Origin of the sequence: Streptomyces sp. 8L (assembly GCF_020176795.1) — a bacterium.
Classification (GTDB): domain Bacteria; phylum Actinomycetota; class Actinomycetes; order Streptomycetales; family Streptomycetaceae; genus Streptomyces.
On record NZ_JAIUKE010000399.1, the window covers coordinates 1 to 11,867 of the forward strand.

Sequence of the window (11,867 nt, forward strand, 5' to 3'; positions counted from 1 at the left end):
TTCCACGTCGTCCTGTACGACGTACGCGGCCACGGCCGCTCCGCCGCGCCCCACCCGCTCAGGGGCGGCTTCACGCTCGCCCCCCTCACCGCCGACTTCCTCGCCGAGTCCCTCGGCTGGGACCTCGACCGTGTCAGCGACGCCATCGAACGGGCCTGGGCCTACCCCCACCTCGCCGGCCCGTACGCCCTGCGACGCGCGGCCCCCGCCCACTTCACCCTCAGCCCGCGCCTGGACGTTCTCAGCGACCGGCAGATGAACCGGGTCCACCCCGCCGACCACACCGAACCGTGGCGGCACCCGGACGACCCGCACTACCGGCCGCTCCAACGCGACGTCCTCAGTCGGCAGGACGCGGCCGTGCTGTTCCAGGCGTCCTACGAAGGCTCCGTCTCCACCGACCCCGAGGAACCGACCGCGGCCACCGTCGCGGGCCTTCTCAACGCCGGGCTCCTGGTCCGCGCGGACGACAGCACCGCCGTCCTGGCCGACGACGTCCGGTACAGCCTCCGCCTCACCGACGCCGACGACGCCAGCACCTACTGACACGCCTCATGGCAGAACCACTGACATCCAGTGGCAGACTCCACTGACTTCTCCGTGGCAGACGACATGGGGGGCGCCGCCGTCCGGCGGCGCAGTGGGCCGTGGTCTGCGCGCGCTCCCGCTCCTCCTGGAGGATCGCCGTCGGTTCCGGGTGCCACCACACCACACACCACACATTGACCGAACGGGTTAAAATAGAGGGGTAAAAAATTAGTGCGAGGGGGTTAAAAGATGCTAGCGTTCCGAGTGGAGGTAGACATGGCATCTGAGGAAGAGCTGTTCGCGAACATCGACGCCCTGCTGGCGGAGGAACCGCAGCTCCCGCCCCCGGCCGAGCGCGCCCGACTCCGTGAGGCCGCCGGCATCACTCAAGCCCGCCTCGCGCAGGCCCTGAAGTCAACGACCCAGACGGTGAAGAACTGGGAGAACGGCCGCTCCGAGCCGAAGCCGCCGCGCCTGGAGGCGTACCAGCGGCTACTGAACGGGTGGGCGGCGAAGTACCCCGCCCATGCAGCTCCCTCCGCCCCGGCCGCGGTGGCCGCACCGCAGCCGCAGGTGCCGCAGACGTTCACCGGCCCCGCCGCCCCCGAGCCGGAGGCGAAGACCGCCGCACCGGTGGAGGCCCCGGCCGTGCCCGAGCATCCGGCCGTGGGCCGGGCAACGTCGTCCCGCCGCCCGGCGGCGAGAAAGGCCGCCGCTCCCGCGACCGACCCGCGCTTCCCGCACGGGCCGCTCGCCGTGCTGGACGGCGACGGTTCCGCGTACGCCGTGGGCGGCCTCGTGCTGGACTGCCCGGCGACCACGGTGGTGGAGCTGGTGGAGTGGACGCTGCGCGAGTCCGGCCTCGGCGCGTCGAAGCTCAACCGGTACGGCAAGGACTCCGATCCGCTGATCGTGCTCACTGCGGCAGCCGCGGTGAAGCTGGGGCTGCCCGAGCGCCTGGAGGGCCACGAGCAGCGCCGCTCCCTGCGCCTGCCCGAGGACCACCCCGTGGTCAAGCAGGTCACGAAGGCCCGGTGGCAGCTGACGCAGCGCGGGTTCGGCCCGTGGGCGCGGATCTACCGCAAGGCGCAGGGCCGCGAGCGGCAGTGCGTGCAGCTGGCGGTCCTGTCGTGGGACGCGCTCGATGAGCGGTCGTGGCCCGGCGTCGCGGAGATGGCGCCGGCCGACATCGCCCGCGTCCTCGGCGTCTACGCGATGCGGGTCATCACCCCGCGTGGCTCCACCGCCGTCTCCGGGCTGGAGCTGATGACCGCCATGCGCCCGCCGACGAAGGCCGTGCAGGACCCGGCCACCGGCAACTGGGTCCCTGGCCACAACTCGGGTTCCTTGGGCAGCGAGCCGATGGACCCGGCGCCGCCGGAGGCCACCCCGGAACACCCCGTTGTCGTGAACTCCGGCTGGAAGGGCGGTTTCCTGAACGAGGAGGCGTACCAGTGGGTGCGCGATGCGAGCCTGCTGACGGATGAGGAGTGCACGCTGCCGTACGCGGTCGGCCTCGACCTCAATACCGCGTTCCTCGCCGCCGCGGCGCGCCTGGTCGTCGGCCTGTCCGGGCCGGACCACTTCCACGCCCCGACGTTCAACCCGAAGATCCCCGGGAGTTGGCTGGTCGACCTGTCCCACATCGAGCTGGACCCGCGTCTGCCGTCGCCGTTCACGCCGGACGGCTCCCGCCCGACGGGACCTGCCTGGTACCAGACGCACACGGTCGCCTACGCCCAGGAGCTCGGGCACGATGTGCACCCGATCGAGGCGTACCTGCGGCGGGAGACCGGCGCGTACCTCGACCCGTGGCACGACCGCCTCAAGACCGCGTACGTCGACACGCTCGCCGAGATGGGCGTCACGAAGGACCTGTCGGACGCGGAGTTCCTCGCGGCGATGGAGCGGCACAAGCAGGTCGACCCGGCCCTGAGCGCGGTCCTGTCCGCGATCAAGGCGACGGTGAAGGGCGGTGTCGGCAAGCTGCGCGAGCGCCCGCAGGGCCGCCACTACAAGGAGGGCGAGCCGTGGCCGGCCCTCGCGCGGCCGACGTGGCGCCCCGACATCCGGGCCGCCGTCATCAGCAAGGCGCGGGTCAACATGCACCGCAAGCTCAACAACATGGTGAAACTGACCGGCCTGTACCCGCTGGCCGTGCTGTCCGACTGCGTCGTCTACCCGAGCCCCGGTGAGAGTCCGCTCGATTTTCTTCCGTATGCCGCGTCCGGTAAGCCGCAGCCCGGCGGGTTCCGCCTCGGCCCCACCCCGGGCCTGGCGAAGCTGGAGGGCGTGCAGTCGATGCTGTGGGCGGTCGACCTGATGGAGAAGGGCCTGAACCCGGCCCGCCACATCAAGGGCGGCGACGCCGTCCTGGACGATGGGGAGTAGACGGTGGGGGAGATCGAGGACGCGATCGAGCGGGCCGACCGCGAGGCGTTCACCAAGGACCCGCCGAAGACGCTGAAGGGTCAGATCGGCTACCTGCTCAAGCAGTTGGGCAGCGCGAAGGCCGTCGCGGCGGAGCTCGGGGTCACTGCCGACTCCGTCAATCGCTACCGGCGCGGCGCCCGCAAGCACGCCCGCGCCGACGTCGCCGCGAAGATCGACAGCGCGGTGCGCAAGCGGTGGCAGCCGCGAGTGCGCAAGCTCCGGCAGCGCCAGGCCGCCGCCTCGGGTGGGATCACGGTGGAGACGAGGGCGCGGTTCGGGTACACCGCGGCGGTCGGCACGACCGACGACGGACGGTTCCGGCGCCTGACCGTGCACCTGCCCCCGGCGTACGCGCAGCGCCTTTTCGACGCCCGCACCGCGGGAGCCAGCGACCAGCAGATGCGCGAAATCATCGCCGAAGGGTTCAAAGAAATCTATTTCCAGGACGGCGGGAGCCGCGCCATGGGACTATCAGACGTCGAAATCAATGATATCGACTATCTGGACGTTTCCTTTTAGACGAGGAATCGTTCACCAGGTAAGAATCCGCAAACCGAAAGGCTGGACCATGACCACCGACATCTCGCTCATCGATCTGGAAAAGAGCCCGCTGAGCGCCGTGGACGAAGAGGCCGTACGCCTGGCCGACGTCCTGGAGGCGCACTCGGGTACCAGCGACGTCACCGACGCCGACGCGGCGGGTGACATCGTCTTCACCGCGGCCGGGAGCACCTGGGTGCTCGACTTCCAGCACGGCCCCGACGGCGAGGTCTTCCAGTCGACCGGCGCCCCGGCCCCGGCCAACGCTCCCGCCGCCGACGTGCTGCGCGACGTCGTCGTCCCGGCGCTCCTGGCCCACCCCGCCTACCGGGCCGCCACCGCCAACGGCGACGCCCTCACGGTCCACCTGGCCACCGGCCGGCACTACACCCTGGCCCTCACCCCGGCCAGCTGACGTCTGCACCATGAGGCGGGTCCCCGGCATCGCAACTGCCGGGGGCCCGCCTCTGACGCAATCATCCCCGACTCCATGGGAGCAGTCCCGTGCACAACCCCGAAGCGGCCGTGCCACAAGACGCCGAAGACGCCGCAACCTGCATCACCGAAGCGTTGCGCCGCAGCCCACACATCAGGTTCGTCGCCCCCGCCGCGGCCGGCGAGAAGACCGTCTGGTTCCGTGACGCCGACGGCACCGGCTTCGAAATCTCCCTGGCCGCCGTGGAGCCGGACCCCGATGCTGAGCGGGTGGCTTACGCCTGGGACGCCGTCGTCGCAGCGATCGGCAACCACCCGCACTTCATCCGCGCCGCCCTCGAACAGGAATCCTTCGGGCCACTCAACCTCGACACCATCACTGCGCTCACCCGCACCGGCAACGAGTACACCCTGCGCCTGGCCGTCGTCCCCCGTCCCGGCTACGGGAGGGAAGAGCCAGCCTCCCCATCCGTCGACCTCGCCGCCGTCGCCGCTCAGGTCCTCAGCAGCGAACCGAGCGACTCGGAGCGCGCGACGGCCGAGCTCCTCAACTACATCGCGGCGACCTGGGACCAGCAGGATCTGCCGCTGCGCGAGCACGCCCAGGCCGTCGCCCGTGCCCTCTCCTCGTAGCGGTACCCGCGCGGCCCCGGTGGTGCGCTCGCCGGGCCCCGCCGCCCGTTCCGGTCATCCACCAAGCTACGGAGGCCCTCATGCCGAACTCGGATGCCAGTACCCGCCTGCCGCATTTCACCTCGTGGCGGGATGTCCCACGGACCTACGCCACCGCCGCGCAGCTCAAGGCCATGGATCTTCCGCGGCGGCCGGGTCCGCCGGCTGCCACCGTCGACGGCCTCAACGGGATCGGCCGGAAGGCCACGATCACCCTCTACCTCATCGAACGGTCTGAGCCGACCGCGTCCACGGCCGCCCAACTGGCCTCTGCCCGCGCCCGGTCAACTTCCGCCCGGGTGTGCGGGGACTGCGGGGCCCGGCCCGACGTCGCACCGATCGCGACGGAGCCCTACGGCGCCCTGTGTCTGACGTGCTGGCACATCCGCGGCCTTCGCCGGCGCCAGGAGGAAGCCGCCCGCGAACGCGAGGATGCGGTCCACACCGCCCAAGACCTGTTGCACCACGGCCAGCGGCCACTGGGGCTGCTGCACGTCGACTACACCGAGCGCGGCCACACTCCCTCCGGCACCCGCCGCAGCCCGGCAGCGGCCAAGATCACCGTCACCGACGTCAATGGAAAGATCCTCGCCGATCCACTGCTGCGCCTGGTCGCCGCCCGCGCCAAGGGCATCCCGCCGGGCGCCGGCGACCCGCGCTCGGGCGCCGACACGCTCCTTGCGATCCTCTCCCAGCTCACCGTGCTGATCTGGAGCCACCGCGACCTGGACGACCTCGCCGCCGGGCTGCGCTCACAGGGCGCCACCTGGTCCCTGCCGCCCGGGCAGGTCCACGAGATGTCCCGGCTGACCGCGCAATGGCGGAGCGAAGTCACGCCGGACGGGCGCCGGATGGCGGCCGTGGCGCCAGGGAGCGCCGAGCGGATGCTGTACCTGCTGCGGCAGATCACCGACACCGAGCAGCTGCCCGAGCCACGCCTGTGCGCGCACTGCGGCGAAGACATCACCGCTGAGGACGGCCCCGGGCATACGTGATTCGGGCCGATCCCCGAGGGCCGCGCGAGCGTACCGGTCCACCACCTCGCCGGCGACGCCGCGCCGCCGGCGGATTACCACCATGCTCCGCACCACGCCGTGCGGCAGCGCCCTTCCCGCGAAGAAGACGGCCAGCTGCGCAACCGTCTTACGCCACCGTGAACCGGTGGCTATCCTGCAACCATGTCTGTCACCACCATGACCCTGCGCATCCCCGGCGAACTCGCGCCCTCGCTCCGGACGGCGGCTTCGGATGCCGGGCTGAGCGTGAACGCGTACGTCGTGCGGGCCGCCCGCCGCGCCGCCACCCTCGATGCCGGACGCCGGCTCGCCGCGCTCGGCCTGGACGACGACCTGGCGGGCGAGGGCGACGCCCTGTGAATCGCGGTGAGATCTGGGCCCTGCCCGACGGCCGCAACGTCCTCGTCATCAGTCTGAGCGGCCTGGAGGAGACGTACGGAGCCCTCCTCGTGATTGTGCTGCACGACAGCGGCAAGTACCCCGATACGGCCATGTCGGTCGTGATCGGTGATCCGATCCCGTGTACCGCGGTCGCGGTCAACATTGTCCAACTGCGCGCCGCCCGGTTCGATGGTGCGAAACTCCTCGGGCCCGTCGATCCCGCGACCATGGGCCGCGTCGATGAAGCGCTGCGGGCCGTCCAGGACCTCTAGCCCCGCCCTGTAGCGGTGGCAGGGCGGCATGTCGCAGCTGGGGCACGGACGACGAAGCGACGGTGTGCGGCCGCGCCCTTCCTATGAAGAAGAGGAAAAGCCGATGAGCGCGCAGCCTGATCACGCACCCCTCACTCCGTACACCCCCGCGCCCGGTGCGCCGGCCGAACTCCTCGCCCAGCTGCGCGCCGACAAGCGAGCGAACACCTGGGTGCCAGCCTTCGAGCGGGAGTAGTCGGCCGCCCTCGAGGAATCCCGGCGCACGTTCTCCCTCGCCGGGCTGTACGAGGTCGTCCAGGACTGGCAGGGCCGCATCGCGCACGCCCCGGCCGTCGACGCGTTCGTCGCCTCCGGCTACGACGACAGCGACACCGTCGGCCTGGCGCAGCTCCGCCGCCGTTGCGTGTGAGCCCGTCGCCGTACGCGGTCCGCGTCTGCGCCCCGGCCGCCAAGGTTCTCGGCTCCCTGCCCGAGCACGCGGTGGACACCATGTGGGACATCCTCGCCGCGGCCGCCGCCGATCCGTGGGGGTTTCGGCAGTTCGACACCGACGACGACGAGGGCGAGGACGTCCGCTACGCGGCCGTAGGCCAGCTCTCCCTCACCTTCTGGATCAACCGGCCCCTGGACAGCCTGACGGTCCTGAACATCGTCTGGATCGCGTAGCCAGGCATCCGCGGCAACGTTCCGTCCCTCGGCATTGTGGTTGTCGAGGGACGGAACGTTTTGAAACTACCGCAGGGTCAGCCCACGCTGTGGAGATGGGTTCAGCAGTCCCAAAGCCGGTCAGGTCACTGGGCGTCGGGGACGTCGTTGATGCCGTCGTCGAAGGTCACGGTCAGGGGTTCGGCGCCGGTTCGGCTGGTGGTGGTGAGGTCGTGCGCCAGCCGCTCATACACGGCGCCGGACAGTGCCCAGGTGCCGTCGTCCTTCCCGTATTCCGCGCTCTTGGTCCGGGTGTTGCTCATGCCGATGAGCACGCCGATGAGAGAACGGCCGGACAGGGTGATCCTCAGCCGGTCGTGTCCTTCCTCGGAGGGGGTAGCCGGGGCACGGAAGTGGGGGATGTCCGCGGCGTGTTCCTGGATGAAGTCCCACATGTCGCGGTGGCAGACCACGTGGACAGTGCCGACGGTCGCGGCCCTGCGGAGCACGATGTCGTGGTCGGCGCGCCGGCTCTGTACCGCGGTGAGGCCGTCCTTCGCCGATTCTCCCTCCGTGCCGGGGTGTGCGCTGGCGGCTGCCTCGGTGGCCGCCTGCCGTTGAGCAGTTGCGGACTCGGGTTCGGCGCCCTCCCCGGGCCGGCCGGGCTCAGAGACAGCCGCACTGCCGGTTTCAGCGTCCTCGTCCACGGGGGCGGCGGTGTCCGGCTCCTGCGGAGATCTGGGGTCGGCGAACCTGCCCTGCTCAGGCTGTACTGGCTCCGGCGGCTCCGGCGGCTCCGTCGGCAGCGGCTGCTCTCGGTCTGGATTCTCGACGACGGAGGGAGACTCGGGCAGGCGGGCGAAGAGGTCTCCTACCGTTGCGCGTAGTTCATAGACGACGCGCGCGAGGTCGGCGACGTCCTGGCGCAGCCCGGGGAGCGACTTGTTGATCTCCGAGAGCGACGTAGAGGCACTGTTGACGCGGTTGCGTGTCTCCCGGTTGTCGGCGCGGAGCTCGGATACCTGAGAGGTCACGGTCTCGGTGATCTCACGGCGTGAGATCTCCACGCGGTCCCCGAGCGCGGTGACTTGTTCCTCCAACGCCCGCCGGGTGTCCAACAGGGCAGTCATCAGGTCGTTACGAGCCACAAGTCCCCCACAGATTAAGTCATCAATCGGATTCGCTGCGTAGTATCACCAGGTAGAAGCACCGTGATGGGCCGCATGAAATGGTCTGGCTTAAAGGGCTCGGGCAAGGGCTGAAAGACGCCACGAGCAAGGACCACCCGTTCCAATCACGCTGGGTAGACAGAGGACTCCTACGACGGCCAAGGTCCCGCCCGGCGTCTGACGCCGGGCGCCGGCCCGACCACGCCCGCGCTCCCGCACGCCCTGGCCTCGCCCGCCGACCGGGAGGACGATGGAGTCGTGGGCGAGCAGGACGAGGACCAGGAGCACGGCGCCGACCCGGCGCGGCCGCCGCTCACCGCGGCCCGCGCCCAGGAGATGACGGCCGGGCTGCGGGAGGCGATGGACGACGTCCGGCGCTCCGTGGCGGTGCTCGCCGCCCGGGTCCGCGACGCCCACGCCGCCCGCGTCTGGCTCCCCCTGGGGCACCCGAGCTGGGAGTCGTACTGCGCCGCAGAGTTCGGCATCAGCCGCGCCCAGGCATACCGGCTCCTCGATGTCGCCCGCGCGCTCGCCGCGATCCACGACGCCGTCGCCGCCGGCCCCGAGCTGTCTCGCACGCGAGACACCGACCCGGGCGGCGCGGCCGCGCTCGACTACGGCCTGTCTCAGCGGGCCCTGATCGCCGTCTCCGGCCGTACGGACACCGTCGCGGAGATCATCACCCGCCGCCTCGCCGCGCTCGCCCACAGCGGCCTCCAGGCCCTCGACCCGGCTGCGGTGCACGCCGTGGTCCGCCAGGCCGTGCGCGACGTCCGCACCACCCCACCACCGCCACCCGCCGAACCGCCAGCGGACCCGGCCGTCGCCGCGCTGCGCGCGGTCGTCGACGACCTCGTCGCCGTCAACCACGCGATCGGGGAGCTGATGCTCGAAGTCGCCCCCGCGTACCTGTCCGACACCGAGGCCGCCGACGTCCTGGCCCTGCTGTGCGACGAGATCGGGGAGCCGCTCGACCACGGCCTCGCTGCTCGGCGCTACGCCCTGACCGGTGATCGCCGGGCCCTGGCCGGGACGGTGCTGTAGTCGCCGCTGCTCGGCTGCTGCTCGTGCTCCTGGTGGTGGACGTCGGGGGTAGCAGGGCCGTGTTCGAGGTGCAGCGCAGCATTTGCATGGGTCAGGCGGCACACGGGTGCTGCACGGGTAGCAGCCCGGCCCGGCCGGTGCAGCACGGCCAGCTGCTGCCTGCTGCTCGGGCCGCGCTGCCGCCATCCGGCGCCTGCTGCTCCACGGTGTTCAGCAGGGCCCTGGCCCGCCCGCGCGGCTGCATAACATCGCAGATCTGCAATGTTCGGGACGGGATCTATGCACGGCTGCTGCATACAGCGCCGGGAGCGCGCCGCTCGGGCAGACGTGTGTGCCCCTGCCGCACATCTGTCTGCGGTAGGGGCACAGTTCGTAGTCGGTCATCGCCCGGATGCGGATGCGGGTGGTGTCACCCGGCGGCGCGGACGGCTCGGAGTGGCTGGCTCTGGCGCTTGGGCGGGGCGGTCTCGTACAGCGGGGCGGTGATCTCGGGCAGTTCGCCGGCCTCGATGCGCTCGGCGGCGTCCTCGATCGCTTCCTCCAGTTCCTCTTGAGAGGCGTAGGAGGCGACATAGGGGTGGAGGTAGTAGGTCCGGTACTTGCGGTCCTTGGGCCGCAGCACGAGGTTCCTGCTCTCCAGCAGAGACATCGCAGTGTTCGCGGAGTTCCTGGACAAGCCCACGCGGGCCCCCAGCTCGGCCTGGGAGGCGTTCACCTCGCCGCCGGGCTCCTGGCGCTCGATGAGGGCGCTCAGCAGCTCCATGGCGGCCTTGGTGAGGTCCAGCCGGTACAGCATTCCGAAACCGGCGCTGGCCTGGATCAGCATGCCTGCCCCTCCTCGTCGACGACTCCATCTTCCCCGTCTTCGGCACCGAGCTCCAGCTGCACGCTGCGCGGCGGCGGCGGAGCGTTGAGGGCGGGGAAGACGTCCTCGGGCAGCTTCCCGGTCACCTTGTCGCGCAGCGCGTCCAGAATCTCGCGCTGGACGTCGCCGTTGCCCTCGAACCCGAGCATCGGGTTCACGAAGATCAGCCCGTTGTCGACGCGCTGGATCATGTGCCACTGCTCCAGGCGGCCGATGGCCCGGGTGACGTTCGACCGCTCCACGCCCAGCTTGTCGGCGATCTTCTTGTGCGTGGCGCGCAGCCAGCCCTCGCGCTGCCGACCGATGCACCACAGCAGGACCGCGGACTGGATCGGCGACATGCCGTGCTGCGCGATGAGCACCGCCAGGACGTCGGCGAGGAAGTCGTTGGAGACCACGCTGTAGCCGGACCGGCCGTACATGTCGTGAGGCGCGCGGTACGTGTACCGGACGCTGACGTCCATCTGCTGCACGGGCCGCTTGCGGGTCGGCGGCTTGATGTCCTTGCCCAGCCTGGAGGACAGGGTCTCGCGGAAGGCGCTGTCACCACCAGGCGGAACGGCAGCGATGCGGCCCTTGCCGCGGCCGGGGGAGGGGCGCTTGGGCTGGGGAGGCATCGACGGGAATCCTGTCCTCGATCTTGTGGGGCACGCGCCGGACACTAGCAGTTGTTCAAGCCCAGTTGGCAGATTTGTACATGCTGGCGTGGCGCTTTAGTGTCGACGCCGACACACCGGATTCGCGCCGTGATAGCCGGGAACCCGTAGGCACCTGCAACGATCCGCACTTGTACAAGCTGGATTGGCAAATAGGGGTGTCGGTGTGGCACCGCGAGCACATTTCCGCAGGTCAATGTGTTGAGGCTGACACATCGCCCCTCGCAAAACCCCAGGTCAGAGCACGTTTTCGCGAGGTGCTCTCTTTTCCTTAAGACGCGCGCACGCGCGTAGGCCGCACCAGGACCTCGGTTCCCACTCGGGCCAGCGCCTCCGACGGCACCAACCACCACAGCCACCAAGTGCGCGCGCCCGTGGCCCCTCACCCATCCGAGCGCCACCCGGCCGCCCCGGGCTCCCCCGCTGCGCGCCGGCACTTCGAGGGCTGAGGCTGCTTCGCGTGCGGCTCAGCCGCTCAGGCCCCGGTCGTGGACGGCATCATCGGCTCTGAGTCTCGGGTGGTGCCGGCCGTGACGCTCAACAGCAGTAAGGCGTGGCCGTGGAACGTGGATGGTTCCGCCGAATGGCCCGGGGGCCATTCGGCTCAGGTACCTCCGCACGTTGAATTTCGCCATTCCCATATCGGGCTTCCGTTCTGTGGCTAGGCTGTTCCGGATCGCGTAAATCGAATTCGCGCTGTGAGTTTATGGCCGGTGCAAGGGGGTAGTGCGGCTGGAACCCAAACACTACACAGTCATGCACAACGATGCATCACGTTGGACGGGTGCTCCCTCGCCAGGGTGATGCGTGACGTAAGCGGCCTCGCTATAGCGCATTGCCGTGTATGCTGGCGGAGTATTGGTGAACGTGAGTGGCCGGTTTCGATGGTGAGGGAGGGGTTCGGGTGGAGCGCAGCGGAACCCGTCACTGCGGTGGAAGTCGGCACCCGATCGGGCCGACGGTCCATCACTCTCATTACGAGGGTGGTGGACAGTAAACCCAAGCCCTACACAGGCCCGCGCCTGATGCACCTCCCCTCGTAGCCAGCCCCGGTGATCGCCCTTGCGCGGTCGTCTCCAATTCGCGCTTGCGCGAATTACATTCCGTTCGGAATTCCGCTTGCGGAATTCCATTCCCGCGCTTGCGCGGGAATCCGAATTGCGCTTGCGCAATTCGCGCTCTATGCCCCGGCTTGCCGGGGCATATCCCGC

At 70.1% G+C, this 11,867-nt stretch carries 13 protein-coding genes and 1 pseudogene; 11 read left to right on the plus strand and 3 right to left on the minus strand.

Annotated features, from left to right (window positions below):
* The 10 genes and pseudogenes from LCE31_RS28425 to LCE31_RS28470 form a co-directional block, all read left to right on the plus strand.
* The coding region (locus tag LCE31_RS28425) for a hypothetical protein (RefSeq protein WP_308042321.1) at window positions 1–546 on the plus strand (546 nt) is incomplete at its 5' end.
* 258 nt (window positions 547–804) lie between these two features.
* Entirely contained in the window at window positions 805–2,919 is a 2,115-nt protein-coding gene (tap, locus tag LCE31_RS28430) for a telomere-associated protein Tap (protein WP_225019207.1), read from the plus strand.
* A gap of 3 nt (window positions 2,920–2,922) precedes the next feature.
* Entirely contained in the window at window positions 2,923–3,480 is a 558-nt protein-coding gene (gene tpg / locus LCE31_RS28435; protein WP_225019209.1) for a telomere-protecting terminal protein Tpg, read from the plus strand.
* A 49-nt stretch (window positions 3,481–3,529) separates the two neighbouring features.
* Window positions 3,530–3,916 (plus strand): hypothetical protein, encoded by a 387-nt coding sequence (locus LCE31_RS28440; protein WP_225019211.1) that lies wholly within the window; start codon window positions 3,530–3,532, stop codon window positions 3,914–3,916.
* Between the two features lie 155 nt (window positions 3,917–4,071).
* A complete protein-coding gene (locus tag LCE31_RS28445) occupies window positions 4,072–4,569 on the plus strand; it encodes a hypothetical protein (RefSeq protein WP_225019213.1) in 498 nt (165 codons plus the stop codon).
* An 80-nt stretch (window positions 4,570–4,649) separates the two neighbouring features.
* Window positions 4,650–5,603, plus strand: a complete 954-nt coding sequence (locus LCE31_RS28450; RefSeq protein WP_225019215.1) for a hypothetical protein — start codon at window positions 4,650–4,652, stop codon at window positions 5,601–5,603.
* Window positions 5,604–5,786: 183 nt separating this feature from the next.
* Window positions 5,787–5,984: a toxin-antitoxin system HicB family antitoxin gene (locus LCE31_RS28455; RefSeq protein WP_225019217.1), complete on the plus strand. Its 198-nt coding sequence runs from the start codon at window positions 5,787–5,789 to the stop codon at window positions 5,982–5,984.
* A complete protein-coding gene (locus tag LCE31_RS28460; protein ID WP_225019219.1) occupies window positions 5,981–6,277 on the plus strand; it encodes a hypothetical protein in 297 nt (98 codons plus the stop codon). Before LCE31_RS28455 ends, LCE31_RS28460 begins: the two co-directional genes overlap by 4 nt.
* A gap of 103 nt (window positions 6,278–6,380) precedes the next feature.
* Window positions 6,381–6,686, plus strand: a pseudogene (locus LCE31_RS28465) (DUF6247 family protein).
* The gene (locus LCE31_RS28470; protein ID WP_225019222.1) at window positions 6,683–6,943 is read left to right on the plus strand and encodes a hypothetical protein; all 261 of its coding nucleotides are present in this window, start codon (window positions 6,683–6,685) and stop codon (window positions 6,941–6,943) included. The pseudogene LCE31_RS28465 and the gene LCE31_RS28470 overlap by 4 nt, the downstream one beginning before the upstream one ends.
* 125 nt (window positions 6,944–7,068) lie before the next feature.
* Here LCE31_RS28470 and LCE31_RS28475 read toward each other — a convergent pair whose 3' ends face one another.
* Window positions 7,069–8,052 carry a hypothetical protein gene (locus LCE31_RS28475; protein WP_225019224.1) on the minus strand — a complete coding sequence of 328 codons (984 nt, stop codon included), beginning with the start codon at window positions 8,050–8,052 and terminating at the stop codon, window positions 7,069–7,071.
* Between the two features lie 297 nt (window positions 8,053–8,349).
* Here LCE31_RS28475 and LCE31_RS28480 point away from each other — a divergent pair, with 297 nt between their 5' ends.
* Window positions 8,350–9,135, plus strand: coding sequence for a hypothetical protein (locus LCE31_RS28480; protein ID WP_225019226.1), 786 nt, complete (start codon window positions 8,350–8,352; stop codon window positions 9,133–9,135).
* A gap of 409 nt (window positions 9,136–9,544) precedes the next feature.
* Here the strand turns inward: LCE31_RS28480 and LCE31_RS28485 are convergent, their stop codons facing one another.
* Both LCE31_RS28485 and LCE31_RS28490 read right to left on the minus strand, forming a co-directional pair.
* On the minus strand, window positions 9,545–9,961 hold the full coding sequence (locus LCE31_RS28485; protein WP_069772233.1) for a hypothetical protein: 417 nt from the start codon (window positions 9,959–9,961) through the stop codon (window positions 9,545–9,547).
* Entirely contained in the window at window positions 9,955–10,617 is a 663-nt protein-coding gene (locus LCE31_RS28490) for a MarR family transcriptional regulator (RefSeq protein WP_225019228.1), read from the minus strand. The genes LCE31_RS28485 and LCE31_RS28490 overlap by 7 nt, the downstream gene beginning before the upstream one ends.
* Window positions 10,618–11,867 lie beyond the last annotated feature (1,250 nt).